Here is a 23,360-nt window from a genome sequence, read left to right as displayed (position 1 = left end):
GATCGTGCTATCGTGATAGACCGCATGTTGCCTTGGCCCCACGCTCCATCCTGACAGCGGGGTCGATCATTGGCGCCGTCGATTGTCGCTCGAGAAAGCGAAAATTGCATGCGTTCGCCAAAGCTCCCATCATTATCTCGACGCGGTTTCTGCCTGTGTTGCGTCGGCGCCGCGACCGCCGCCGCTTCGGGATGGCTTAGCCCTAGGGAAGCCTACGCAGAGGCGCGAGGCATCGTCAGCCTGATCAAGGACAGCGCTGCAGTATCGCCGATTGTCACGCACAAGCTCCGAAACAACATCACCGTGCTGGAAGGCTCCGGCGGCAACATTGCCGTGCTGACCGGGCCCGACGGCAAAGTGCTGATCGATGCGGGGATCCGCGTCTCACGTCCGCAACTCACCAAAGCGCTGGCTGATCTCGGCGCCGATCCCGTCACCCATCTCGTCAACACCCACTGGCATTTCGATCATGCCGATGGCAACGAATGGCTGCATGCAGCCGGCGCCAAGATCATTGCACAGGAAAATACCCGAAAGCACCTGCTCGAAGTCCAACGAGTCGAAGACTGGGACTACAATTTCCTTCCGCTCGGCGCGGGCGGAATCCCCAGCGAAGTCTTTGCCGACAGCCGCGAGCTTAAGCTCAACGGAAGCTCCATCGGCCTGAAGTATTACGGGCCCGCGCACACCGACAGCGACATCTCCGTCACCTTCGCAGAAGCCAACATCGTTCACGTCGCCGACATGTTCTGGAACGGCATCTATCCGTTCATCGACTATTCGACCGGCGGCAGCATCGACGGGATGATCGCTGCATGCGACGCCAATCTCGCGGCAATGGACAAGGACACGATCGTCATCGCCGGGCATGGCAAGCCGGTCGGCAACAAAGCCGAGTTCCAGGCCTTTCGCGACATGCTCGTCGGGATCCGCGACAACGTCGCCCGCCTCAAGAAGCAGGGACGAACGCGCGATGAAACCGTTGCGGCGAAGCCGACAGCGGCGTTCGACGCGATATGGGGGCAATTCGTGATCGATCCCGGCTTTTTCACCAGACTGGTCTAGCAGGGCGTTTGAAAAACCCTCGCGGCCGTCGGCGAACTCATCGTTTTGAAAGGAAATTAATATGAAAACCGCAGAGACCACACGCAAGCCATCGCTCCTCGATCGTCGGAGTCTCGTTCTTGGGTTGTCCGGAGCGGCTGTCGCAGTTGCTTCGACGGCAGCGTCCGCGAAGCCGGAGCGCGACGAACACACCGCCGGTGCCTATCCGGTCACCTATCATCGAACCAAGACCGTCGACGGGATCAAGATCTTCTATCGCGAGGCTGGTCCGAAGGACGCGCCGGTTGTGCTGTTGCTGCACGGCTTCCCGACCTCCTCGCACATGTTCCGCAACCTGATCCCGGCACTGGCCGACAAGTACCACGTGATCGCTCCCGACTATCCCGGATATGGCCAGAGCGAGATGCCACCGCGCGCGACATTCAAGTACACGTTCGACCGTTTCGGCGAGCTTGTCGGCGGCCTGCTCGACCAGCTCGGCGTCACCCGCTACGCGATCTACGTCATGGACTACGGAGCTCCCGTCGGCTGGCGCCTGGCGCTCAAAAATCCAGAGCGCATCAGCGGCCTGATCGTGCAGAACGGCAACGCCTATGACGAAGGGCTGAAGGAGTTCTGGAATCCGATCAAGCAATACTGGGCCGACGGATCCGATGCCAGTCGGCAGGCATTGATGAAGCTGGTAACGCTGGAAACGACGAAATTCCAGTACACCGACGGCATGTCCGACGTCAGCCGGATTTCACCCGACAACTGGGTGCAGGATCAGGCGCTGCTCGACCGTCCTGGCAACAGCGAAATCCAGATGGACCTGTTCTACGACTATCGGACCAATTTGCCGCTGTATCCCGCGGTGCAGGCCTACTTCCGCAAGCACAAGCCGCCGACCCTGATCGTCTGGGGCAAGAACGATATCGTCTTCCCGGCCGATGGCGCCCATCCCTACAAACGCGACCTGCCCCAGGTAGAATTTCACCTGATGAACACCGGCCATTTCGCGCTCGAGGACAAGTTCGACGAAATGGTCCCGTTAATTCGCAACTTCCTCTCCCGCAAGATCGCCTGATCATCCCGAAGGAAACGGACATGTATGCCGCTCTCGACTGCGTGGCCGTTCTGGCGGCCTCCACCTTGTTCGCAGCAGCCGCCGTCGCCCAAACCGCCAGAGATGTGCGCGGCCCATCGCCACTGGTCGCGATCGAAAACGAGGCGCCCGCGCGGCTGATCGTCGATCCGCCGCTCGGCGAACAGTTGGCGCAGGGTCTCGTCTTCATCCAGTACACCACGGAGAATCTCCGCGTCGTGCCGGTGTTTGGCAAGGGCGCGCTCGACGTATCGCCGCGCATCGGCCACGTCCATATCACGGTCGACGATGCGCCGTGGCATTTTGTCGATGCCAGCGGCGAGACCGTGATCGTGGTCGGACTGAAGCCCGGCCCCCACAGGGTCCTGCTGGAGCTGGCCGATCCCACGCATCACGTAATCGACAGCAAGAGCGTCAGTTTCGAGATCCCAACACGCCTAAAAAAATAACTGTCGGCCGCGGCGCCTGGCCCGGTTTCACAAAACTGCAATGCGCGGTCCGCATAAGACGTCCTCCGTTAACAGGAGACGCATATGCGCGCGACTTTTCTTGGCACCGTCGCAACGATCATTCTTACCGCGAGCTCCGCGCTCGCGCAGAGCGAAGACGAATTCCCCGCCAAGCTCGCCGGCCACGTGGTAATGCCAGCCGCCGCGTTCATCGACGCACCGGCTGATGCTCCCGCCGATCTCAAGACATCCGGCAAATACACCACCGGCAAGCGGGTCGACGCGCTCGGCACGGTGATGGGCAAGTCCTATGAGCGGGCGACCGGCGTGTCGCTGCCGTTCAAGGGCCAGCCGCTGCAAGGCCATTCCGGCATCAAGTCGATGAGCGACGGCACCTTCTGGGTCATCACCGACAACGGCATGGGCGCGCGCGCCAACTCGCCGGATTCGATGCTGTACCTCAACCGCTACAAGATGGATTGGGCCGGCGGCAAGATCGAGCGGCTCGAGACCGTGTTCCTGCACGATCCCGACAAAAAGGTGCCGTTCCGCATCGTGCACGAGGACACGGAGAGGCGTTATCTTACCGGCTCCGACTTCGACACGGAGGGCTTTCAGATCATCGGCGACACCTTCTGGATCGGCGACGAGTTCGGCCCTTACATCCTGAAGGCCGACAAGACCGGCAAGATCCTCGGGCTGTTCGAGACGGTCGCTGACGGCAAACCGGTGCGATCGCCGGATCATTGGGCGGCGGCGACGCCGGGCGCGCCGGGCGCGACCTACACCAACGTCAACCTCCGCCGCTCCAAGGGTTATGAGGGCTTCGCCTCCTCCAAGGACGGCAAGTTCCTCTACGGCCTGCTCGAGGGGCCGCTGTGGGACTCCGACAAGAAGGACTGGGAGAAGGTCGACGGCAAGGAAGCCTCGCGCATCCTCGAATTCGACGTCACTGCCGAGAAGTTCACCGGCCGCTACTGGCAATATGTGTTCGAGCAGAACGGCAATGCCATCGGCGACTTCAACATGATCGATCCGAGCGCCGGCCTGATCATCGAGCGCGACAACGGCGAAGGCACGCCCGACAAGGCCTGCCCGCAAGGCACCCGCGGCGAGAACTGCTTCCCTGACGTGGCCAAGTTCAAGCGCGTCTACAAGATCGAGCTCAGCGACGGCAATGTCGGCAAGCCCGTGCGCAAGATCGGCTACATCGACCTCCTGAAGATCAGGGATCCCGACAAGAAGGCGAAGAAGCCGCTCAATGACGGCGTCTACACCTTCCCGTTCTTCACCATCGAGAACGTCGATCGTGTCGACGAAACCCACATCATCGTCGGCAACGACAACAATCTGCCGTTCTCGTCCAGCCGCGATCCCAACAAGGCCGACGACGACGAGTTCATGCTGCTCGATGTCGCGGATTTCCTGAAGGCGAAGTGAGCTATGCTCTTTCAACACGGTCATCGCCCGGCTCGACCGGGCGATCCAGTAATCCGCGGCGCCAGCGATTAGATCGTGACGCCGCGGCGTACCGGATGCCCCGCCCCCGTGCGCAACTGCGCACTAGGCGGGGCATGACAGGGAGTGAGCGAGCGCGAGCTAAGACGGCATCGCACTTCGGCGCCGCCCATCAGCCCGCCGGCACGATCACCATGCTCTTGTCCTTCGGCCAGCGAACGCGCCAGGCGAAGTTGATGTCCTTGACCTCGCCGGGCTTGGAGTCGAACGACCATTCCAGCACACCGCGCCGGTCGCGAATGTTGCTTGCGGTCGGCGGCGTGGTCGCAGGCAGCATCTCGACGAGGATGTCCTCGTTCTCGCTGACCGGCAACTGATCCTCGATCGCGACCTTGATCGGGAAGTCGTGACCGTTGCGGATCGTCGTCTTGAACGATCGCTCGTCGGTCTTCGACGTCGTGACCAGGAGGCCTGCCGAACCTTCGTTGCGCTTGAGCACCGCGCGCTCGATCCTGACCTTGTCGTCGGCGCCGAAGCCGAGTCGCACGATATCGTCCTTGGCCGAAGCCGAGAGCTTGCCGCGGCCGACGAAAGTCCCGTCGCGATAGATTGCGACCTTGCCCGGCAGCAGGCTCGTGTCGTCGGTCTGCTTGAAGCTGGCTTCGAGGAACGCGGTGGGGTCCATCACCGGTGCCGCGCGCACCATGAGATCGGCGGCCACGGTCATCGAGGCGATGCGCAGGCTCTTGGCGCCCTCGGCGGCGCCGAGGCTGATGCGGCCGGGGATTTTGTAGGTGGCCTGGAAGTCGCCGATCTCGGCGACCGCCTGCTGTTCTTCGGCGCGTTCGCGGATATCGTCGGCGGCCTTGGCCGCAGAAGTTTCCATCTTTCGCTGCTGCATTGGCGCCGCTGCAGGCATTGCCGAATCCGAAACTGAGCCCAGCGCCCGCGGCCTCGGCACCTGCGGATATTGCGCAACCAGCGAATTCAGCTCCGGCGCGCTGCCGCCGCGGCCGATGCGGACCGTGGAGACGCCGAGCGCGACGTTGGACCAGTCCTCGCCGGTGGATTGCGTGACCTCGGCGCGGCGGACAAGCTCGAGCTGCGGTTTGCGATCCTTCGCGCCGGTGTCGAGCCGGGCGTCGTAGAGCGGCAGCCAGCGCGCATTGCGCACATTGTAGGTGACCCTCAACGTCGCCTTGGTTGCTGCCGGCGCGGCGATGTCCATGCGGACTTCGAGCTTGCTCGGCGGCTTGGCCTTGCGCTCGACTTCGAGCTGGGCGATCTGCCGATCGATCTCGCGCATCTTGCGCGTGGCGTCGCGAACGGCGGTATCGGCGCTGGCAATTTCCTCGCCGACGGTGGCAAAGGCCGTGCGCCATTCGGCAATCGGCCGCGCCTCGCCCTTGTCGCCGATGCCGGCAGGAGAGGCTTCCGCAAAATGCTCCGCGAATTTGCGCCGCGCATTGGCCGAGTCGATCGCGCCTTGCAGGTCGGCGCGCTGGTCGTTCAGTGCCTCGATGCGCTTGTCCAGCTCCGGCAGATTGACCGGCGCCGCACGTGGCGTTCGCGCATCGATCGTGCCGATGGTGAGCTTCGCTCCTCCCTCACCCTCCACCCGGATCGAGGAGGTGTCGAGACCAAGCGGGAAGTCCTTGGCAACGAGCGTCGAATCGCCAGACGGCAGGTCCACCGCGATGACGCGGGTTACGGTCGCGCCATCGGGGTAAACGGTGACGGTATCGATGGCCGACGTGGCGCCCAATTCGGCGGCCCATGACGACGACGCGAATGCCGTGGTCACCAAAACCAGGCTAGTCGTCGCCAAACATCTTGCGGTGATGCGCATCAAGTCCCTCCTCCAAGTCATCGCCGCCGCCAGCCGGACGCGCGATCCAATGCCTCGCCAACATGGTTGGACGCGGCAGGGAAGGAACTGGTTCGATTAGGGTTTCCGTGGGGCGCCGCCGCGGCGGCAGCAAGGCCCGGAACGTGTCGTCAGCCCGCGACGGAGCCCTTAATCCTGAGCGGACGAACCCTGCCCGAAGATGCGGCGGAGCAGATCGGTGACGTTCTTGGCGCCCGCCTTCCTCAGAATGCCGGCGCGATAGCCCTCGACCGTGCGTGCGCTCAGATGCATGCGCCGGGCGATCTCCTTGTTGGTCAGGCCGGCGGCGAGATGCTCGAGCACGTCGCCCTCTCGCGCGGTCAGGGGTTCGCAGCCGGGCAGCCAGCGCTGCCGGCTGGAGCCGGGCTGCGCGAACTCGTCGATGGCGGCATCGATCCGGTCGACGATGTCGCGGGTGCGGAACGGCTTCTCGATGAAGTCGGCCGCGCCGCTCCTGATGGCATCAACCGCCATGGCGATGCTGCCGTTTGTCGCGGTCACCAACACCGGCGCCATGCAGTTTTCCTCGCGCAGGCGCTTGAGCACGTCGAGACCGGAGCGATCGGGCGGCATCTCCAGCAGCACGCAGGCCGGCATCCGCGCCTTGGCCTCCGAGAGCAGAGACGCGCCGTCGGCGAAGCAGATCACGTTGTATGCGCTCTGTTGGAGCGCGGTGGACAATTGTTCGCGGGAGGCGGCATCGGTGTCGATGACGAATACCTCACCCTTGGAAAGCATGTTCCCCGGCATAATTCCGATCCAGCAATGTCTTTGGTCAAATGGTCCGAGACAGCAGCGGGGCCTCGTCGCGCCGTGCCGTCATATGCACGGCATTCACGCCCGTGCTTCGGTTTCACTTATGTATGTTCCACCCGGTTCCCGGATTTGACGGATCGGGACGTAAACTTTACATTTCGGGACATCTGCGGGGATGGCTGACAGGAACGGGTCGCATGACCGACCTCATTCGTAGCGCAGGCTTGAGCTATTACCCGGAGGTCGCCCGGTCGGTCGGGCTCGACCCCAAACAAATGATGCGCAAGGTCGGGCTGCCGCTGGCCTGCCTCGACAAGCCCGATACGCCCATTGCCGTCACCGGCCTGCGCCGCCTGCTCGAATTGTCGGCAGAGGCGTCCGGAGCCGAAGATTTCGGCTTGCGGCTTGCCGAGCGCGGCGGGCTGACCAATTTCGGCGCAGTCGGCCTGATCGTGCGCGAACAGGCGACCGTTGGTGAAGCCATCGAAGCCTTCTCGCGCTTCATCCCGATCCATCACGACGGCATGAAGCTGGATGTCACCCGGGACAAGCAGACCGTCACCGTCACGCTGCACCTGCGCGGCCGACAGCCGACCGCGCCGCGCCAGTCGATCGACATGGCGCTCGGCAGCGTCCACCGCATCATCCAGTCGCTGTTCGGCAGCGATTGGCGGCCGCAGGAAGTTCACCTGCATTACCCACCGCCGCTCGACCGCAAGCGCTACCGCGAGTTCTACGGCTGCCGTGTGACCTTCAATGCGGAGGATGATTCGATCCTGTTGTCGGCACACGACATGGAGCGCCGGATCCCGAGCGCGCATCCGCTGATCGCGAGCTATCTGCGCAAGCGGATCGAGGCGATCGAGACGCGGCCGGCAAGCTGGGAGGAGAAGGTCGACGAGGTCGTGCGTCTCCTGCTCGCCGGCGGCGACTGCACGGTCGAGCGCGTCGCCGAGCACCTCGCCTGCACCCGCCGCACCATCCACCGCCATCTCGCCGAAGCCGGCACCAGCTTCTCGGCCATCCTCGACGCGCAGCGCGCCGATCTCGCGGTCCAGCTGATCGACGACCCCGGCCGACCGCTGGCCGACATCGCCGTGCAGCTCGGCTTCTCCGCACAGAGCGCCATGGCCCGCTGGTTCCGCGGCCATTTCGGCTGCACAATCACCGCATGGCGCAAAGGCGTCCGGCCATTGGAATCACGGCCCGCGGCGACCGCGGCTTGAATTCAGCGTGCCGGGACGGGCACGCCCATGATGGCGAGGGCGCGGCGACGGCTGCCGGCGAGCAGCGGACCGAACGCGATGGCAAAGCCGAGGAACGCAACGATCCAGCCGCACGCGGCAAGGTGCAGCAACGCATCGCTGTGCGCCGGCCAAACCACCGCCGCGACCCGCGCCAGCGCCGCGACGATGATCGCGGCATAGATGGCTTGTGTCGCCGGCGACGCCGTCAGCGCCTGTCCGGTATGGCCGAGACTCGCGCGGGTCATCACCGCGAGCGTCATGGTTCCTGCCGCTCCCGCCATCCAGGCGTGGATGCCCGCGCTCGGCGGCAACGCGCCGAAGACGGCAAAAGCATGCAGGAGGAAGCCAAGCGGCACGAAGACATAGCCGACATGGAGAATCAGGAGCAACCGCTCGCGGAAGGTGCGATCACCGGCCCAGCGCGCAAGCCGCACCAGGTGCAGCACACCCACCAGTGCCATCACCGCCCCGGTAACCGTACTCAAGGGCGCGACGATCCACGCGATGATCGCAATTGCGCTGCACCCGATCACCACACCGTCAAAACGCCCGAACGGCACCGGCAGGCGGCCGGGGTTGAACTTGACCAGCCAGTTTCGGGTGAAACTCGGGATGATGCGGCCGCCGATCAGCGAGATCATCACAACGACCACGCCGATGCCGACGCGGATGCCGACATCGGCCGCACCCGCGTAATGCGCTTCGAGATGGAAGGCGACATTGCCTGCGAGCAACACGAGCACCAGCACCACCACAGGAAGGTTGCGCCAGTTGCCGCCGGCGATGATCTCGCGCGTTGCAGCAGCGACGACCAGCGTCAGGAAGGCGGCATCGACGGCAAGCGCAAACGCCCAGCCGATATCGGCAGACAGCGTCACCGCGACCCGACCGGCGAGCCAGACCGCCACCAGCGCAGCCAAGGACGTCCCCTGGATCGGCAGCCGCCCGGTCCAGTTCGGGATCGCCGTGAACAGGAATCCCGTGATCACCGCCGGCAGGAAGCCGTAGAGCATCTCATGGACGTGCCAGTCGCGCGGCGCGAAAGCGGAGCTCACCGACAATTCGCCATAGAACATCGGCAGCCATGCCAGGATCGAAAGCCCTGCCTGGATGGCGGCAAGCAGGAAAAAGGGCCGAAAGCTGTTCGCAAACAGCGGCCAGCCCTCAAAGTTGCGGGATCGGACGCCAGCCATGGGTCAACTCCAGTCGGTTCAAATCGTCGCCTGGAAAAATACTGCCGTCCGGCCGGGTCGTTTTTGAGCTATCGCAAACACCCTGACGATTGCAGGTGTCATCACACTTCCAGCGCCAAGGAGGCAGAATGGCCAAGGTCGACACATCGCTGGTTGCGCATTTGCCGCTGTTTGGGGGTGTCAAACCGGAGGACCTCGAGGAGATCCTGCGCGAGGCCCGCTCAGTGCGCTATCCCAAGAACAGCGCCATTTTTGAGCAGGGCGCGGACGCGCAATCCTTCTTCCTGCTGCTGCACGGCCATGTTCGCGCGGCCAAGACCACACCGACCGGCGAGCAGATCGTGGTGCGCTATGTCGCGCCGGGCGAAACGTTCGGTCTCGCGATGGCGATCGGCGCCGCGCGCTATCCGGCCACGGCGATCGCGGTCGACGACAGCGTCGCCCTGATCTGGCCGACCTCGGCATGGCCGCGACTGGTCGAGCGATTTCCCTCGCTTGCCGCCAACACGCTCCAGACCGTCGGCACGCGGCTCCAGGAGAGCCACACCCGGATCCTGGAAATGTCGACCCAGCAGGTCGAGCAGCGTGTCGCTCATGCGCTGCTGCGCCTCGCCAAACAATCCGGCAAGAAGCTCGACCACGGCATCGAGATCGATTTCCCGATCAGCCGCCAGGACATCGCGCAGATGACCGGCACCACGCTGCACACCGTGAGCCGCATCCTGAGCGGCTGGGAACAGCAGGGGCTGGTCGAAAGCGGCCGTCAGCGCATCATCCTGCGCGATCCGCATGGGATCGTCGTGCTGGCGGAGCGGAGCCCCGACAGCGGCGCGGCGTGAAGCCAGGGGTGAAGGGTGCTTCCGCTTACGGCGAAAGCGCCCCTCACCCGGGAATCCGCACGCGGCCCGCGCGAATTCCAGACCGGTTCACGCCGGCACGCGGTCGCACAGCGCGGCGAGGAATTTGTCGCGATCGATGCCATGCTCGCGGCAGGCGTCATCGACCGTGTGGAAGGTTGCGATCGGACAGCCTACGCAAGCCATCCTGAAGGCGAGAAACACGCGGATCGTGTGCGGCGCCGTGCGCATGATGTCATCGACCAGATCGTCGGATCCAAAAGGCATGGACAACAACTCCGTTGCGAAACCACGATAGCGGAGCGGGCGAGAGTCTCTTTGTCGAAGCGCAAGCTGGCCCGTCATTCCGGCATGACGGTAAGGTGATCTCACACCGCCCGGCTGTGCAACTGCTTCGCGGGATCCAGATGCGCGTCGAACGCGGCTGCGACGCTGCGCACGAGAAAGCGCGAGTCCTTTGCGACTGCGATGCGGTCGCCGTCCAGTCTCACGACGCCGTCGGAAATCAGCGGCTTCAGACGCGATGCCGATTTCAGCATTGCCCCGGCCTCTGCGCCATGACGCGCGCAGATATCGCCGAGATCGGCGCTGAACTCGCACATGATGCGTTCGATGATGTCGGCGCGCAGCCGGTCGTCGTCGGTGAGCCCATGGCCTTTCGCGGTGGCCAAATGACCCGCGGCGATGCTCTGCGCATAGGCGCCGATCTGGACCTCGTTCTGGACATAGCCCTGCGGCAAATGTCCGATCGCGCTCGCGCCGAAGCCGAGCAGGACTTCGCCCTTGTCGGTGGTGTAGCCCTGAAAATTGCGCCGCAGCGTGCGTTGCTCGAAGGCCACAGCCATGGAATCGTCCGGCCGCGCGAAATGATCGAGCCCGATCTGCACATAACCGGCCTCCTTCAACGCATTGGCGATCGCGCAGGCCTGGTCGTGGCGCGCAAGGCCGTCGGGCAGCACGGCCTCGTCGATCATGCGCTGGTGCTTCTTGAAAGCAGGCACATGCGCGTAGCCGAACACCGAGAAGCGGTCGGGCCCAAGCTCGAGCGAACGTCGCACCGTATCCAGGCACGAGGCAACGGTCTGGTGCGGCAGTCCGTAGATCAAATCGAAGTTGATCCCGTTGATGCCGGCGCGCTGGAGCATGTCGACGACGGAAGCCGTCTGTTCAAAACTCTGCACACGATTGATCGCGCGCTGCACGACAGGGTCGAAGCTCTGCACGCCTAGGCTCGCGCGATTGACCCCCGAGAGCCGCATGGCCTCGACCATGTCGGCCGTCAGCGTGCGGGGATCGATCTCGACCGCAATCTCGGCCGACGGCAGCACGAAGAAGGCTTGGCGCATCGCCGCCATCAACTCGGCAAAAGCCTCCGGCGCCATGATCGTCGGGGTGCCGCCACCGAAATGGATGTGCTCGACCTTGATGCGCCGGCCGATCGTCTCGGACACCTGCGCGATCTCGCTGCGCAGTGTACGCAGATAGGCCGCGATGAGACCGTCTCGACGAACGATCTGGGTATGGCAGCCGCAATACCAGCACATCTCGCGGCAGAACGGCACGTGCAGATAAAGCGACGCGCTGGCCGCCGCCGGGAGCTCCGCCAGCCACTGGGCGTAGGCACCCTCGCCGATCGCCGGCGAGAAATGCGGCGCGGTCGGGTAGCTCGTGTAGCGTGGCAGTCGTTCTTCGCCGTAGCTCGTCGCAAGATCGGCCCTCATATCTTACCCATTCGTCAATCAATGCTGCGCAGCGGTGCGGCGCATCCCGGATGGCACGAAATTACCCGTTTTCAGATGCGAAACCTTGCGCTCGCTCAAAGTCCCAGCACGGGATCGGAGCCATGGTGACATTTGATTATTGCCCTCTGGAGATAGGTTATGGCGTCGTTCGCGCTCGATCTCGTTCTGTGGCTCACCGGCGTTCGCGGCCATATCCCGCGCTTCGACGATTTTCGTCCGGTCCCTTCCACGCCTGCCGTTGGCGCCAGCCACCTGGTACGCGTGATGGTCATCACGGCCGCCGTCTTCGCCGCGCTGTCGCTCGCTGTTTGGGGCACGGTCTGGATTGCGATCCAGTTGCTCTAGCCGAGAACAATCCATCCGCAATACACGGAACTGAACGTGCGAGCGATTTGCGCTCGATGCGGCTGACGTCGCGCACCACCGCGTCTTTCGTATCGCCGATGCGATCTTCGACAAACTCCTAAGGATTTTACCGGAGGCGAATACGGCAAAAGCTTGTTGCAGCACAAACAGCGTTGCCGCGATCGGCGCACACTGCATTCCGTCATCAAGACCATTTCAGATGAAGGATGCTTCCGATGTTCACCCGCCGAGCCGCATTGATCAGCGCCGCCGCCACCGCCTTGATGCTGGCGACACCCGCCTTGGCTGCCGACGATCTCAAACTGCCGCGCCAGAAGGTCGAGCTGGTCGCTCCGCCGTTCGTGCACGCGCATGAGCAAGCGACCAAGCAGGGCCCCAAGATCGTGGAATTCACGCTCACGATCGAGGAGAAGAAAGTCGTCATCGACGAGAAGGGAACCACCTTCCAGGCGATGACTTTCAACGGCTCGATGCCGGGTCCGATGATGGTCGTGCACGAGGGCGACTACGTCGAAACGACGCTGGTCAATCCCGCATCCAACTCCATGCCGCACAACATCGACTTCCATTCCGCGACCGGTGCGCTCGGCGGCGGTGCGCTCACGCTGGTCAATCCCGGCGAGCAGGTCGTCTTGCGCTGGAAGGCGACCAAGACCGGCGTGTTCGTCTACCATTGCGCACCGGGCGGCCCGATGATCCCCTGGCACGTCGTCTCCGGCATGAACGGCGCCGTGATGGTGCTGCCGCGCGACGGCCTCAACGACGGCAAGGGCCACGCACTGAAATACGACAAGGTCTATTATGTCGGCGAGCAGGACATGTACGTGCCACGCGACGACAAGGGCAATTTCAAATCCTATGAATCGCCGGGCGAAGCCTTCACCGACACCGAAGAGGTGATGAAGAAGCTGATCCCCTCCCATGTGGTGTTCAACGGCAAGGTCGGCGCGCTCACCGGCAAGAATGCGCTCACGGCCAATGTCGGCGAGAACGTGCTGATCGTGCATTCGCAGGCCAATCGCGACAGCCGTCCGCATCTGATCGGCGGCCATGGCGATTATGTCTGGGAGACCGGCAAGTTCTCCAACGCGCCGGAGACGGGGCTCGAGACCTGGTTCATCCGCGGCGGCTCGGCGGGCGCTGCGCTGTACAAGTTCATGCAGCCCGGCATCTACGCCTATGTCACGCACAATCTGATCGAGGCCGCCGACCTCGGCGCCACCGCGCACTTCAAGGTCGAAGGCAAATGGAACGACGATCTGATGACGCAGGTGAAGGCTCCTGCCGATATCCCGCCCCCCAACACCAACTAGACGCGACGAGGGGCCGGTGATGACCGACCCCTTTTTCATGGGGAACGACCATGCTGATCGCATTCAAGCTGAAGCTGCTACTCGCCTGCGCCGCCGGGCTTGCGGGGCCGATCGCAGTGGCGCCGCTGGTATCGGACATCGGGACCCACGGCACCGCGACGGAGCCCGCCATCGTCAGGGTCGCGCCAGGCAGCCTGTCCTATCGCGAGGCCGGCGATTTCACGCGTGCCGGACAGCAAGCGGAAGCGCCGCTGCGCGCGATGCGCTTCGAGAGGCCGCTGCACATCATGCGGCATCAGGTCTCGTCATCCGACTATCAGATTTGCGTGTGGGAGGGAGCTTGCCGCGCGCTTGATCGCGGCGTGGCCATCGCCTCCGATCGACCCGCGGTGCAGGTGAGCTGGCACGATGCCGAGGCGTATGCGGGTTGGCTCTCGCGCAAGACCGGTCACAGCTACCGCCTGCCGAGCGACGCGGAATGGGCTTTTGCGGCCGGCTCCAGATTCAGAGATGACGGCCTTCCGGTGGACGCAGCAGATCCATCGAAGCGCTGGATCGGTCGCTACGAGCGTGAATCCGAGCGCGACCTCTTCGACACGACCGCCTATCCGTTCGGCAAGTTCGGTTCGAACGAGCACGGCATCGAAGATCTCGCCGGCAATGTCTGGGAGTGGACCTCGACCTGCTTCGTGCGCTCGCGCACCGACGCGGCCGGCAATACCGGCAAACCGACCGTGAACTGCGGCGTGCGCGTCGCCGAAGGTGCCCACCGCGCCTATGTCACGGATTTCATCCGCGACGCCCGCGCCGGCGGCTGCGCGCAAGGCGTACCGCCTGCCAATCTCGGCTTCCGCCTGGTGCGAGAGGAAACGTCCTGGGTCGCCAGCGTATCGGCGCGGTGGAGCAAGACGTGGGCGGCGAGGTCGTGAGTGATCGTAGCGTCATGGCCTTCGCCAGCACGACGCCGGGAATTCACATCGCCCGCGCGAACATGCGAAAGCCCGGCGCACCGATGATCGCCTCGAAGGCAGGATCGCGCTTCTCCTCGGCAAGGACAAAGCCGGCCTTGGCATAAGCGCGCTCGGCGGGCTCGTTGCCGATCAGGAACGATATTGTCGCCCGGGCAAATCCAGCCGCCCGCCCCTTCTCCAGCGCATGCGCGATCAGCGACTGCACGAGACCGCGACCACGATAGGCGGGATCAGTCGCGACATACTCGATCATCCAATCGCCCTCACCGCCCTGAACCCAGCAGGCGCGCGTGTAGCCGCCACGTTGGCGGATGGCGGCAAGCTCAGGCGGGGCGAGCCCGGTCGCGGCAGCGATCTCTTCGATGGCACGCCAAGCTGCTGGTCCCGTGCCGTCCGCCGGTAGCGCACACAAGGCAGCCGCAGGCTTGTCATCGATCTCGGCGACCAGAAATTCCGAGACGTGCCACATCGACACCGCGCGCGCGACCACGATGCGCGCGACGAACTCGCGGCACTGCGTCTCCGGCAAACCGAGCGCAACGTCGAACCAGCCGCGCGGCCGGTAGCCGCGTTGCGATGACAGGATGGTTTGCGCGATGAAGTCGGCGTCTTCGGGACGCGCAGACCGTATCGTCATGCGCGCCCCCTTCGCGAAAACCTTACGTGTTCTTCAGTGCGACGCGGAATTCGGCTTCGGTCTTGGCCTTGACCTCGTCGAGCGAGACGCCGTCGGCGAGCTCGATCAGCGCCATACCGCCGTTGCCGTGCTTGTCGATGGTGAAGACGGCCAGATCGGTCACGACCATGTCGACCACGCGCTCGCCGGTCAGCGGCAAATTGCACTGCTTCAGGAGCTTTGGACCGTCCTTCGCCGAATGCTCCATCACAACGACCACGCGCTTGACGCCGGCGACGAGATCCATCGCGCCGCCCATGCCCTTGACCATCTTGCCGGGGATCATCCAGTTGGCGAGATCGCCGTTCTGGGCCACCTGCATCGCACCGAGGATCGACAGATCCATGTGGCCGCCACGGATCATACCGAAGGAATCCGCGCTCGAGAAATACGAGGTCGACGGCAGCTCGCTCACGGTCTGCTTGCCGGCGTTGATGAGATCGGCGTCCTCTTCACCCTCATAGGGGAACGGGCCCATGCCGAGCATGCCGTTCTCGCTCTGGAGGCTGACGTCCATGCCGTCCGGGATGTAGTTCGAGACCAGCGTCGGGATGCCGATGCCGAGGTTGACGTAGTAGCCGTCACGCAATTCCTTCGCGGCGCGCGCAGCCATCTGTTCACGGGTCCAGGCCATGTGGTTCTCCTGATACGCTTAAGCGGCGGTGCGCGGGCGGGTGTTGCGGAATTCGATGCGCTTCTTGGCCGTTCCGACCTCGACGATGCGCTTGACGAAAAGACCGGGCGTGTGGATGTGGTCGGGATCGAGTTCGCCGGCCGGAACCAAATGCTCGACCTCGGCCACAGTGACTTTAGCGGCGGTCGCCATCATTGGGTTAAAGTTGCGCGCGGTCTTGCGGTAGATGAGGTTACCTGCGGTGTCGCCCTTCCAGGCGTGCACGATGGCGAGGTCGGCGAACAGGCCGCGCTCCATCAGGTATTTCTGCCCGTCGAATTCCTTCACTTCCTTGCCTTCGGCGATCAGCGTGCCGACGCCGGTCTTGGTGTAGAAGGCCGGAATGCCGGCGCCGCCCGCGCGAATGCGCTCGGCCAGCGTGCCCTGCGGATTGAATTCGAGTTCCAGCTCGCCGGCGAGGAATTGCTGGGCAAACAGCTTGTTCTCGCCGACATAGGACGAGATCATCTTCTTGATCTGGCGGGTTTCGAGCAGGCGGCTGAGGCCAATGCCGTCGACGCCGGCATTGTTCGAAACCACCGTCAGGTCCTTGACGCCGGAGTCGCGGATCGCGTCCGACAGCGTCTCGGCGATGCCGCAGAGGCCGAAGCCGCCCGACATGATCATCATGCCGTCTTTCAGAACGCCCTCGAGAGCCGACTTGGCGTCGGGATAGACCTTGTTCATGCAAATAACCTTCGAGTGAACCTTCGGCTTGCAGGCGTCGCGCCTTATTGGCGGCGATTATTAGGCGAAATCGTCCGAAGCCGTCAATGATACGGGGTTCTCCGCTCCGCCCCTGGGTGATAGAAGCTGCCCAAGCCGTGGGCGCAACCGTTCCCGTGGCCTTGAAAGCGACAAGAAAACCCATCAAGTTGCGGCACTTAACACAATAGGTCTTGGGCGTGGGGGCGCGCAGGTTTCCCGGCCCGCCTTCTGGCTCCAGCGACCAACCCGATCAGGACATGCCATTGACCATGGCCCAAGGAATGAAGCGCCTCGGGACGCCGATCGCGGCGCTGCTCGGCGTGGCGCTGATCGCCCTGATCGCGACCTCATGGCTCATCAATCGCGACGCACTGCGCAAGGCGGTGGAAACGCAGATCCGCGACGTCACCGGACTCGAGGTCAATGTCGCAGGCGCGATCGACATTTCGGTGCTGCCGGCAAGCTACATCTCCTTCCATGACGTCGGCCTGAAGGGCGGCGGTACCAGCGATCCCGCGCTCCATGTCGACGTGCTCACCGCGAACCTGCGGCTGCTGCCGCTGCTGCTGCAACGGTTCGAGATCGCCGACCTGACGCTGCTGCGGCCGCGCATCCATGTCAGCCTGAAGCCGGACGGCGAGAGCAACTGGACGCCGTTCATCCAGACCATCGCGCGCACCATGAAGCCCGGTGCCGAGAATCAGGTGTCGTTCTCCGAGATCCGGATCCAGGACGGCGTGCTCGATTACGAGGACGCTGCCACGCACGGCACCGAGAAGTTCGAGGACATCGACCTGTCGCTGGCCTGGCCCTCGATCTCGCGCTCCTTCGCCGCGACCGGACAGTTCGACTGGCGCGGCGAACGGGTCGACGGCTCGATCAGCTTTTCCGATTTCGTCGCCGCGCTCTCCGGCGAGCGCTCGGGGTTGAAGGCGCGGATCGCGAGCGCACCGCTCAAGCTCGCCTTCGACGGCAGCGTCGCCAACCGCACCAGCCCGATGATGGAGGGCACGCTCACCATCGACAGCCCGTCCTTGCGCAACGCGCTGCGCTGGACCGGCCAGCCGCAGCCCGCCAGCGGCGGCTTCGGCCGCTTCGCGCTGAAGGCGCGGGCCAATGTCGTCGGCGCCTCGATCGCGCTCACCAATGTCAATGTCGAGCTCGACGGCAACACCGCCGAGGGCGTGATGACCTACGCCAATAACGGCCGTCAGACGCTGCAGGCGACGCTTGCAGCCGACGCGCTCGACTTCACGCCCTATATCTCGACCTTCCGCCTGCTCGCGAGCGGCGCGCGCGACTGGAACAGGCAGCTGTTCGACCTCAACGCCCTCTCGACCACCGACCTCGACATGCGCCTGTCGGCCGCCAAGCTGACGGTCGGGGCGTCGAAACTCGGCCGCACCGCGATCGGCGCGAATCTGCGCAACGGCACGCTGGCGCTCTCGGTCGGCGAAGCCCAGGTCTATGGCGGCATCGCCAAGGGCTCGTTCGGCATCGCGCGCTCCGACACCGTCGCCGACATCAAGGCGCAGTTCCAGTTCACCGACGTCGACCTTCAGGCCTGCGCCTCCGAGCTGTTCGGTATCAACAAGCTGTCCGGGCGCGGCAACATCAACGTCTCGCTCCTCGCGTCCGGCTCGAGCCCGTTCGGCCTCGTGCAGTCGCTCGACGGCAGCGCCATCGTGACCGGGCATGACGGCGCGATCTCCGGCTTCAATGCCGAGCAGCTCCTGAAGCGGCTCGAGCGGCGGCCGCTGTCCGGCGGCGGCAATTTCCGCAACGGCTCCACCCCTTACGACAATCTCACTATCGCGGTGAAGTTCTCCGATGGCGTGGCCACCGCCGAGGACATCCGCGTCGAGGGACCGGCGGCGAAGATCACGATGACCGGCACCGCATCGGTGCCGACGCGCGAATACGACATGAAGGGCGTGGCCAGCCTCAACAGCGCGTCGGGGTTCGAATTGCCCTTCGTCGTGCAGGGCCCCTGGGACGATCCCCTGGTGTTCCCCGACCCGGAAAGCCTGATCCGCCGCTCGCCGGCCTCAGCGCCCCTGCTCGACATGCTGAAAGACCGCAAGCCGGGCGACGCGGTACGCTCCGCGATCGAGCGTATCACCGGGACCGGAAAACGTCCCGCACCGGCCGAAGCGCCGACAGCGGAGAACGCCAAGGGCGCGAAGTCCAACTGAGGACGGCGATCAAGCGGCACCAGCCGATCGACGCAGAATTGATCAGGGCGAATTGATGCAGCGATTGGATCGATGCGCGCATTAAGCATCTCCTCTCGCCCGACACCCCACGACCTATGTCTGACAAGAAGCCGCTAGATCGTACCACGGCCATGCGCTAGTGTTTTATACGACCGGTTAAAAACACCGGCCGTTTGAGGGAGAAAAACGTGAAATCCAAGGTTATTGGCGCAGTATCACTGGCGGTCGCTGCGGCCGGGCTGTTTGCAGCCGCTGCACCCGCATTTGCGCAGCAGAAGACGATTACGGTCTGGTGGGGCAAGGGCTTCTACCGCTCCGAAGACGACGCGCTGCTCGATACGATCAAGAAGTTCGAAGCCAAGACCGGCATCAAGGTCGAATTGTCGCAGTACGCGATCCAGGACATGATTCCGAAGACGGTCGCCGCACTCGATTCAGGCACCGTGCCCGATGTTGCCTATTCCGACACCTACGACGTGCAGGTGCAGGGCAAGTGGGCCTACGAAGGCAGGCTCGAGGACCTCTCCGACATCATGGAGCCGATCAAGGATCGGTTCGTGCAGAACACGCTGGATGCGTCGATCCTCTATAACGACGTCACCAAGAAGAAGGCCTATTACGGCTTCCCGCTGAAGCAGCAGAGCATGCATGTCGAGATCTGGAACGACATGCTGGAGAAGGCCGGCTTCAAGCTCGCCGACATCCCGACCGACTGGGAAGGCTACTGGACGTTCTGGTGCGACAAGGTGCAACCGGGGATCCGCAAGGCGACGGGCCAGCGCGTCTACGGCGTCGGCCAGCCGATGGGCGTGGAATCCACCGACGCCTTCCAGTCGTTCTACACCTTCATGGATGCCTATCACGTCAAGCTGGTCGACGACGACGGCAAGCTCACGGTCGACGATCCCAAGGTCCGCGAGAACCTGATCAAGGCGATGAAGGACTACACCGACACCTACATCAAGGGCTGCACCCCGCCGTCCTCGACGACCTGGAAGGATCCCGACAACAACGTCGCGTTCCACAACAAGACCATCGTGATGACCCACAACTTCACGATCTCGATCGCGGCGAAGTGGTTCGAGGACTCCCAGAACCAGGCGCTCACGCCCGAGCAGCGCGAAGCCGGCAAGAAGGCCTATGGCGAGGACATTATCACCGCGTCCTTCCCGAAGGCTCCGGACGGTTCGACGATCCGCTACCGCTCGGACGTCAAGACCGGACTGGTCTTCTCCGTGGCCAAGAACAAGGCCGAGGCCAAGCAGTTCATCGCCTTCCTGCTCCAGGAAGAGAACGTCCGGCCCTATATCGAGGGTGCGCTCGGCCGCTGGTTCCCGGTGACGAAGGAAAGCCAGGAGAGCCCGTTCTGGCAGGCCGACCGGCATCGCAAGGCGGTCTACGCGCAGTTCAAGGGCGGCACCGCCCCGTTCGACTTCACCAAGAACTGGAAGTTCACCATCCTGAACAACGAGAACGTCTGGGCCAAGGCGATGAACCGCGTTGTCAGCGAGAAGGTGCCGGTGGACAAGGCGGTCGACGAACTGATCGCCCGCATCAAGGCGGTCGCGGGCTGATCCCGGACTGAAATAAGGTATATGCTAATACCGGTCGCGGCTCTCCGCGACCGGTTGCTTTCGGTGGGTATGCGATATGGCGATCACACTTTCCGGCTCAGACACAATTCCGGCCCCTCCCCTGTCGGCGCGCCTAACCACGCAGCAGGTCTGGGGCATCTTGCTGCTTGTGCCCTATCTGCTCGTCTTCCTGGCCTTCGTCCTCTATCCCGTCGGCTACGGCCTGTGGCTGGCGCGCAATCCGGCGAACTATGTCGCGCTGTATAACGACCCGATCTTCGCGCGCGCCGCGGTCAACACGCTGATCTTCCTGGTCATCGGCATCAACGTGAAGATGCTGATCGCGCTGTTCCTGTCCGGCTTCTTCGCCCAGCAGCGCCCCTGGATCAAATGGCTGTCGGTGATCTTCATCCTGCCTTGGGCGGTGCCGTCGATCCCGACCATCCTGTCGGTCCGCTTCATGCTCAATCCCGAATGGGGCATGGTCAACCATTTCATCTTCTCCCTCACCGGCGATGACGGCCCGAACTGGCTGAACGATCCGACGGTCGCGCTGACCATGGCGATCGCCGTGCATATCTGGAAGTCGCTGCCGTTCTGGACGCTGATCCTGCTGACTGGGCGGCTCGCGATCCCGCAGGATCTGTACGAGGCGTCCGAGGTCGACGGCGCCAGTCCGTGGCAGAAATTCCGCTTCATCACCTGGCCGTCGATGCAGATGCTCTACATCACCTGCACGCTGCTCTCGATGATCTGGACGCTCGGCGACTTCAACAGCGTCTATCTGCTTACCGGCGGCGGGCCGGCCGACCTCACGCATGTGCTGTCGACGCTCGGCATCCGCTATCTCCGGCTCGACCAGCTCTCGCTCGCGATGGCCTCCATCGTCTGCGCGATACCGTTCGTGCTGCCGCTGATGTACTTCATGATGAAACGGTTGTCGCGATGAAGCTTCCCACCCTCCGCGAAGTTGGTACCGAAGCCAAGCTCCTGCTGATCGGCATCCCGGTCTTCATCTGGACCATGATTCCGATCTACCACATGTTCCTCTTCGCGATCTCGCCGAAGGAGGACGCGTTCTCGGGCAAGCTGTGGCCGGATCATCCGACGCTGCACAACTTCCACATCGTGTTCTACCAGGAGCACTATTTCCTGCGCGACTTCTGGATCCAGTTCTGGAACTCGACTGTGATCGCACTGGCCGCCGGCGCGCTGACCTTGTTCATCGCGACCGCCGCCGCATTCTCGATCTCGCGGCTTAAGGTGCCGGGCGGCCGCTGGGTGATGAATCTCGCGCTGTTCACCTACTTCATCCCGGCGGCGTTCCTCGCCGTGCCGATGTACCGCACCATGGGCACTTACGGCCTGCTCAACAATCACTGGTCGCTGATCCTGGCCATGGTGACGATCGCCTCGCCTTATGCGATCTGGGTGCTGAAGCAGGCGTCCGACAAGCTGCCGGTCGAGCTCGACGAGGCCGCCGTGATGGACGGCGCGACCACGCTGCAGCTGTTCCGCTTGGTCTATGTGCCGCTGATGATGCCCTCGCTGGTCGCGATCGGCACCTATGCCGTGCTGCTGGCCTGGAACGAATATCTCTACGCGTTCCTGCTCTTGTCCAAGGACACCGACATCACACTGCCGGTCGCGCTCGGCAACTTCCTCGCCGCCGACGACTCGCCGTGGGAGCTGTTGATGACCACCGGCTTCATCTACGCGCTGCCGCCGGCCGCGGTCTATTACGCCTTCAAGCGCTACATGGTGGGCGGGCTCACGGCAGGTGCGGTGAAGTCCTAAACATCGGCCGCGCTCTTGCGGCGATACGCGATCAGAAGCGCGATCGTCGAGCCGATGAAATAGCCGGCGGTCGCGCCGGAGATGGCGCGGCCGACGATGACGGCCAGCGCACGATCGTCCGCATCGATCGCCGAGATCACGCCGACCGCATATTGCGAGGCGAAGACGATGAGGTTGCGGACCAGACCAACTGGACTGCCCGGCCGGATGATCTGCCCGGTCGCGTGATCCAGTTCGAAAGGGCGCGGCGTCAGCACGCCTAGCGGCAGCAGCGCGATTGCGGCCAGAAACCATGCGACCAGCGGCCATGCGCTGTCCTGATGCCCGAAGCCGATCCTGGACATCCCCCAGACGATGAACACGACTGGTACGATCAGCGCGCGCCAGATCGGCGTCGTGCGCGCTGCATCGCCTGCACACCTTGCCAGACGAGGTAGGCAAGCAGTGCGAGGACCCAGACCGGCGTATGCACGAGGACCTGATAGGCGAAAATCATCATCGCCTCCGCTCTCAAAGCGGCGCCCCGCTCTCGCCCTGCGAGCTCGACAATTTCGAAGCGAGCGAGGCGATCACGATGACGACCGCGATCAGGGCGATCACCAGCGTGCAGATCGCGTTGATCTCGGGCTTCACTCCCAGCCGCACCTCCGAGTAGATCCGGATCGGCAGCGTCGCCGAGCCCGGGCCGGTGGTGAAGCTCGCGATCACGAGATCGTCCAACGACAATGTGAAGGCGAGCATCCAGCCCGCGACGATCGCGGGCGCGATCAGCGGCAGCGTCACGGCCACGAACGCGCGCACCGGATCGCAGCCGAGGTCCATCGCGGCCTCTTCCAAGGAGCGGTCGAGCGAGCCGAGGCGGGACTGCACGACGACGGCGACGAAGCACATCGTCAGCGTGGTATGGGCGATCGTCACCGTCCAGAAGCCGCGCTCGGCGTTCAGCGCCACGAACAGCAGCAGCAGCGACAATCCGGTGATCACCTCCGGCATCACCAGCGGCGCATAGAGCATGCCGGAGAACAGGGTGCGGCCGCGGAACCGCTCGCCGCGCGACAGCGCCACGGCGGCAAGCGTGCCGATCAGGGTCGCAATGGTCGCCGACGAAACCGCGACGCGCAGGCTCATCCAGGCCGCCTCGATCATAGCACGGTCATTGAAGAACTCGTGATACCAGCGCAGCGACCAGCCGCCCCACACCGTCACCAGCCGCGAGGCGTTGAAGGAATAGATGACGAGGATCAGGATCGGCAGGTAGAGGAAGGCCAGACCCAGCGCGAGCGAGGCGACGTTGAAGCGTGACAGGCGGGAGACCTTGCGCATCGCC

24 protein-coding genes are annotated in these 23,360 nt (G+C 63.9%); 13 read left to right on the top strand and 11 right to left on the bottom strand.

Features of this window, described 5'->3' with window-relative positions; translation table 11 throughout:
* The first annotated feature begins 108 nt into the window (after positions 1 to 108).
* The 4 genes from N551_RS0132010 (at position 109) to N551_RS0131995 (ending at position 4,038) form a co-directional block, all read left to right on the top strand.
* Positions 109 to 1,065, top strand: coding sequence for an MBL fold metallo-hydrolase (locus N551_RS0132010; RefSeq protein ID WP_027570393.1), 957 nt, complete (start codon positions 109 to 111; stop codon positions 1,063 to 1,065).
* A gap of 61 nt (positions 1,066 to 1,126) precedes the next feature.
* Positions 1,127 to 2,131 (top strand): alpha/beta fold hydrolase, encoded by a 1,005-nt coding sequence (locus N551_RS0132005; RefSeq protein ID WP_027570392.1) that lies wholly within the window; start codon positions 1,127 to 1,129, stop codon positions 2,129 to 2,131.
* Positions 2,132 to 2,151: 20 nt separating this feature from the next.
* Positions 2,152 to 2,598 carry a DUF6130 family protein gene (locus tag N551_RS0132000; protein ID WP_027570391.1) on the top strand — a complete coding sequence of 149 codons (447 nt, stop codon included), beginning with the start codon at positions 2,152 to 2,154 and terminating at the stop codon, positions 2,596 to 2,598.
* 84 nt (positions 2,599 to 2,682) lie between these two features.
* Positions 2,683 to 4,038, top strand: coding sequence for an esterase-like activity of phytase family protein (locus N551_RS0131995; RefSeq protein ID WP_027570390.1), 1,356 nt, complete (start codon positions 2,683 to 2,685; stop codon positions 4,036 to 4,038).
* Positions 4,039 to 4,228: 190 nt separating this feature from the next.
* Here N551_RS0131995 and N551_RS0131990 read toward each other — a convergent pair whose 3' ends face one another.
* Complete coding sequence (locus N551_RS0131990) at positions 4,229 to 5,905, bottom strand: mucoidy inhibitor MuiA family protein (RefSeq protein ID WP_027570389.1); 1,677 nt, start codon at positions 5,903 to 5,905, stop codon at positions 4,229 to 4,231.
* 168 nt (positions 5,906 to 6,073) lie between these two features.
* Positions 6,074 to 6,694, bottom strand: coding sequence for a response regulator transcription factor (locus N551_RS0131985; protein ID WP_027570388.1), 621 nt, complete (start codon positions 6,692 to 6,694; stop codon positions 6,074 to 6,076).
* A gap of 203 nt (positions 6,695 to 6,897) precedes the next feature.
* Between N551_RS0131985 and N551_RS0131980 the strand changes: the two genes are divergently transcribed.
* The gene (locus N551_RS0131980) at positions 6,898 to 7,926 is read left to right on the top strand and encodes an AraC family transcriptional regulator (protein ID WP_027570387.1); all 1,029 of its coding nucleotides are present in this window, start codon (positions 6,898 to 6,900) and stop codon (positions 7,924 to 7,926) included.
* Between the two features lie 2 nt (positions 7,927 to 7,928).
* On the opposite strand, the gene N551_RS0131975 is transcribed toward N551_RS0131980, so the two are convergent.
* Complete coding sequence (locus N551_RS0131975) at positions 7,929 to 9,140, bottom strand: NnrS family protein (protein WP_027570386.1); 1,212 nt, start codon at positions 9,138 to 9,140, stop codon at positions 7,929 to 7,931.
* Positions 9,141 to 9,268: 128 nt separating this feature from the next.
* On the opposite strand from N551_RS0131975, the gene N551_RS0131970 reads away from it, so the two are divergent.
* Positions 9,269 to 9,979, top strand: coding sequence for a Crp/Fnr family transcriptional regulator (locus N551_RS0131970; protein ID WP_027570385.1), 711 nt, complete (start codon positions 9,269 to 9,271; stop codon positions 9,977 to 9,979).
* Positions 9,980 to 10,066: 87 nt separating this feature from the next.
* Here N551_RS0131970 and N551_RS0131965 read toward each other — a convergent pair whose 3' ends face one another.
* Positions 10,067 to 10,264, bottom strand: coding sequence for a DUF1858 domain-containing protein (locus N551_RS0131965; RefSeq protein ID WP_007596228.1), 198 nt, complete (start codon positions 10,262 to 10,264; stop codon positions 10,067 to 10,069).
* A 101-nt stretch (positions 10,265 to 10,365) separates the two neighbouring features.
* Positions 10,366 to 11,718 (bottom strand): oxygen-independent coproporphyrinogen III oxidase, encoded by a 1,353-nt coding sequence (gene hemN, locus N551_RS0131960; protein WP_027570384.1) that lies wholly within the window; start codon positions 11,716 to 11,718, stop codon positions 10,366 to 10,368.
* 159 nt (positions 11,719 to 11,877) lie between these two features.
* Between hemN and N551_RS0131955 the strand changes: the two genes are divergently transcribed.
* From N551_RS0131955 to N551_RS0131945, 3 genes are all read left to right on the top strand, one after another.
* The gene (locus N551_RS0131955) at positions 11,878 to 12,084 is read left to right on the top strand and encodes a hypothetical protein (RefSeq protein WP_027570383.1); all 207 of its coding nucleotides are present in this window, start codon (positions 11,878 to 11,880) and stop codon (positions 12,082 to 12,084) included.
* A 236-nt stretch (positions 12,085 to 12,320) separates the two neighbouring features.
* Positions 12,321 to 13,418: a copper-containing nitrite reductase gene (nirK, locus tag N551_RS0131950; RefSeq protein ID WP_027570382.1), complete on the top strand. Its 1,098-nt coding sequence runs from the start codon at positions 12,321 to 12,323 to the stop codon at positions 13,416 to 13,418.
* A 50-nt stretch (positions 13,419 to 13,468) separates the two neighbouring features.
* Positions 13,469 to 14,347 carry an SUMF1/EgtB/PvdO family nonheme iron enzyme gene (locus N551_RS0131945; protein WP_027570381.1) on the top strand — a complete coding sequence of 293 codons (879 nt, stop codon included), beginning with the start codon at positions 13,469 to 13,471 and terminating at the stop codon, positions 14,345 to 14,347.
* Between the two features lie 43 nt (positions 14,348 to 14,390).
* On the opposite strand, the gene N551_RS0131940 is transcribed toward N551_RS0131945, so the two are convergent.
* From N551_RS0131940 to N551_RS0131930, 3 genes are read right to left on the bottom strand one after another with little or no spacing between them, the layout of a single operon-like run.
* Complete coding sequence (locus N551_RS0131940) at positions 14,391 to 15,026, bottom strand: GNAT family N-acetyltransferase (RefSeq protein WP_027570380.1); 636 nt, start codon at positions 15,024 to 15,026, stop codon at positions 14,391 to 14,393.
* Between the two features lie 22 nt (positions 15,027 to 15,048).
* Entirely contained in the window at positions 15,049 to 15,699 is a 651-nt protein-coding gene (locus N551_RS0131935) for a CoA transferase subunit B (protein WP_027570379.1), read from the bottom strand.
* 18 nt (positions 15,700 to 15,717) lie between these two features.
* Positions 15,718 to 16,425 (bottom strand): CoA transferase subunit A, encoded by a 708-nt coding sequence (locus tag N551_RS0131930; RefSeq protein WP_007596238.1) that lies wholly within the window; start codon positions 16,423 to 16,425, stop codon positions 15,718 to 15,720.
* A 290-nt stretch (positions 16,426 to 16,715) separates the two neighbouring features.
* Between N551_RS0131930 and N551_RS0131925 the strand changes: the two genes are divergently transcribed.
* The 4 genes from N551_RS0131925 (at position 16,716) to N551_RS0131910 (ending at position 22,033) form a co-directional block, all read left to right on the top strand.
* Positions 16,716 to 18,641, top strand: coding sequence for an AsmA family protein (locus N551_RS0131925; protein WP_027570378.1), 1,926 nt, complete (start codon positions 16,716 to 16,718; stop codon positions 18,639 to 18,641).
* A 209-nt stretch (positions 18,642 to 18,850) separates the two neighbouring features.
* A complete protein-coding gene (locus tag N551_RS0131920) occupies positions 18,851 to 20,236 on the top strand; it encodes an ABC transporter substrate-binding protein (protein ID WP_027570377.1) in 1,386 nt (461 codons plus the stop codon).
* A 76-nt stretch (positions 20,237 to 20,312) separates the two neighbouring features.
* A complete protein-coding gene (locus N551_RS0131915; RefSeq protein WP_027570376.1) occupies positions 20,313 to 21,185 on the top strand; it encodes a carbohydrate ABC transporter permease in 873 nt (290 codons plus the stop codon).
* Positions 21,182 to 22,033 (top strand): carbohydrate ABC transporter permease, encoded by an 852-nt coding sequence (locus N551_RS0131910; RefSeq protein WP_027570375.1) that lies wholly within the window; start codon positions 21,182 to 21,184, stop codon positions 22,031 to 22,033. Before N551_RS0131915 ends, N551_RS0131910 begins: the two co-directional genes overlap by 4 nt.
* On the opposite strand, the gene N551_RS36445 is transcribed toward N551_RS0131910, so the two are convergent.
* Genes N551_RS36445 through N551_RS0131900 form a run of 3 tightly spaced genes read right to left on the bottom strand, consistent with a single transcriptional unit; the run spans position 22,030 to position 23,356 of the window.
* A complete protein-coding gene (locus N551_RS36445) occupies positions 22,030 to 22,395 on the bottom strand; it encodes a hypothetical protein (RefSeq protein ID WP_245287882.1) in 366 nt (121 codons plus the stop codon). The genes N551_RS0131910 and N551_RS36445 overlap by 4 nt on opposite strands.
* Positions 22,396 to 22,406: 11 nt before the next feature.
* Positions 22,407 to 22,532: a hypothetical protein gene (locus N551_RS39615; RefSeq protein WP_256379065.1), complete on the bottom strand. Its 126-nt coding sequence runs from the start codon at positions 22,530 to 22,532 to the stop codon at positions 22,407 to 22,409.
* 11 nt (positions 22,533 to 22,543) lie between these two features.
* Positions 22,544 to 23,356, bottom strand: a complete 813-nt coding sequence (locus N551_RS0131900; RefSeq protein WP_027570374.1) for an ABC transporter permease — start codon at positions 23,354 to 23,356, stop codon at positions 22,544 to 22,546.
* Positions 23,357 to 23,360: the final 4 nt, after the last annotated feature.

It is taken from the genome of Bradyrhizobium sp. URHA0013, from assembly GCF_000518345.1.
Taxonomy (GTDB): Bacteria; Pseudomonadota; Alphaproteobacteria; order Rhizobiales; family Xanthobacteraceae; genus Bradyrhizobium.
Note: the sequence above shows the minus strand (reverse complement) of the source record. Positions and strands in the feature narration are given on the sequence as shown.

Excerpts from the sequence above, each read along its gene's own strand:
- N551_RS0131925 (WP_027570378.1), top strand. The coding sequence starts at position 16,716 with ATGGCCCAAGGAATGAAGCGCCTCGGGACGCCGATCGCGGCGCTGCTC.
- N551_RS0131930 (WP_007596238.1), bottom strand. The coding sequence starts at position 16,425 with ATGAACAAGGTCTATCCCGACGCCAAGTCGGCTCTCGAGGGCGTTCTG.
- N551_RS0131910 (WP_027570375.1), top strand. The coding sequence starts at position 21,182 with ATGAAGCTTCCCACCCTCCGCGAAGTTGGTACCGAAGCCAAGCTCCTG.
- N551_RS0132000 (WP_027570391.1), top strand. The coding sequence starts at position 2,152 with ATGTATGCCGCTCTCGACTGCGTGGCCGTTCTGGCGGCCTCCACCTTG.
- N551_RS0131915 (WP_027570376.1), top strand. The coding sequence starts at position 20,313 with ATGGCGATCACACTTTCCGGCTCAGACACAATTCCGGCCCCTCCCCTG.
- N551_RS0131970 (WP_027570385.1), top strand. The coding sequence starts at position 9,269 with ATGGCCAAGGTCGACACATCGCTGGTTGCGCATTTGCCGCTGTTTGGG.
- N551_RS0131945 (WP_027570381.1), top strand. The coding sequence starts at position 13,469 with ATGCTGATCGCATTCAAGCTGAAGCTGCTACTCGCCTGCGCCGCCGGG.
- hemN (WP_027570384.1), bottom strand. The coding sequence starts at position 11,718 with ATGAGGGCCGATCTTGCGACGAGCTACGGCGAAGAACGACTGCCACGC.
- N551_RS0132005 (WP_027570392.1), top strand. The coding sequence starts at position 1,127 with ATGAAAACCGCAGAGACCACACGCAAGCCATCGCTCCTCGATCGTCGG.
- N551_RS0131900 (WP_027570374.1), bottom strand. The coding sequence starts at position 23,356 with ATGCGCAAGGTCTCCCGCCTGTCACGCTTCAACGTCGCCTCGCTCGCG.
- N551_RS0131955 (WP_027570383.1), top strand. The coding sequence starts at position 11,878 with ATGGCGTCGTTCGCGCTCGATCTCGTTCTGTGGCTCACCGGCGTTCGC.
- N551_RS0131940 (WP_027570380.1), bottom strand. The coding sequence starts at position 15,026 with ATGACGATACGGTCTGCGCGTCCCGAAGACGCCGACTTCATCGCGCAA.
- N551_RS0131995 (WP_027570390.1), top strand. The coding sequence starts at position 2,683 with ATGCGCGCGACTTTTCTTGGCACCGTCGCAACGATCATTCTTACCGCG.
- N551_RS0131965 (WP_007596228.1), bottom strand. The coding sequence starts at position 10,264 with ATGCCTTTTGGATCCGACGATCTGGTCGATGACATCATGCGCACGGCG.
- N551_RS0131935 (WP_027570379.1), bottom strand. The coding sequence starts at position 15,699 with ATGGCCTGGACCCGTGAACAGATGGCTGCGCGCGCCGCGAAGGAATTG.
- N551_RS0132010 (WP_027570393.1), top strand. The coding sequence starts at position 109 with ATGCGTTCGCCAAAGCTCCCATCATTATCTCGACGCGGTTTCTGCCTG.
- nirK (WP_027570382.1), top strand. The coding sequence starts at position 12,321 with ATGTTCACCCGCCGAGCCGCATTGATCAGCGCCGCCGCCACCGCCTTG.
- N551_RS0131985 (WP_027570388.1), bottom strand. The coding sequence starts at position 6,694 with ATGCCGGGGAACATGCTTTCCAAGGGTGAGGTATTCGTCATCGACACC.
- N551_RS0131975 (WP_027570386.1), bottom strand. The coding sequence starts at position 9,140 with ATGGCTGGCGTCCGATCCCGCAACTTTGAGGGCTGGCCGCTGTTTGCG.
- N551_RS0131980 (WP_027570387.1), top strand. The coding sequence starts at position 6,898 with ATGACCGACCTCATTCGTAGCGCAGGCTTGAGCTATTACCCGGAGGTC.
- N551_RS39615 (WP_256379065.1), bottom strand. The coding sequence starts at position 22,532 with ATGATGATTTTCGCCTATCAGGTCCTCGTGCATACGCCGGTCTGGGTC.
- N551_RS0131990 (WP_027570389.1), bottom strand. The coding sequence starts at position 5,905 with ATGCGCATCACCGCAAGATGTTTGGCGACGACTAGCCTGGTTTTGGTG.